This is a genomic window from Streptomyces sp. SID12488, assembly GCF_010548275.1.
Lineage (GTDB): Bacteria > Actinomycetota > Actinomycetes > Streptomycetales > Streptomycetaceae > Streptomyces.
The window spans coordinates 1-433 of record NZ_JAAGLT010000133.1 but is presented as its reverse complement, the minus strand read 5'-3'; the positions used below and the strand labels follow the sequence as shown (position 1 = coordinate 433).

Here is a 433-nt window from a genome sequence, read left to right as displayed (position 1 = left end):
GAAATACCCAGGGGTTGGGCTTGCACTGGATTCCGTTGATGTCCAGGGACTTCGTCTGCTGCTGCATGATCGGGGCGAGCGCGCCCGGTGTCTGGCAGCTCACGTGCCCGTGGCCGAGCCGGTGGCCGACCTCGTGGTTGATCAGCATCTGGCGGTAGGCGAACATCTGGTCCGGGCCATAGGTCACCGAGCCCTGCGCCCAGCGGTACGCGTTGATCATCACGCGGTTGGTGGACGCGGAGTGGCAGGAGACGTTGTCGACCGTGGTGTCCAGCCCGGACTTGGCGCACCAGACGCCGGTGGTGCCGGGGCTGGCGAGGGTGATCACGAAATCGGCTTCGCCGCCCGGCACCCGCTCGAAGGTCTTCGAACCGCCGTGGCCCCAGCTGCGGTCGTCGTTCAGGGTGCGGTGCACGGCCTCCGCGAAGAGCTG

At 67.4% G+C, this 433-nt stretch carries 1 protein-coding gene; it reads right to left on the bottom strand.

Annotated elements, in window-relative coordinates; all coding sequences use genetic code 11:
• A partial coding sequence (locus G3I56_RS42845) for a DUF3152 domain-containing protein (RefSeq protein WP_164418961.1) occupies positions 1-433 on the bottom strand: 433 nt, incomplete at both ends.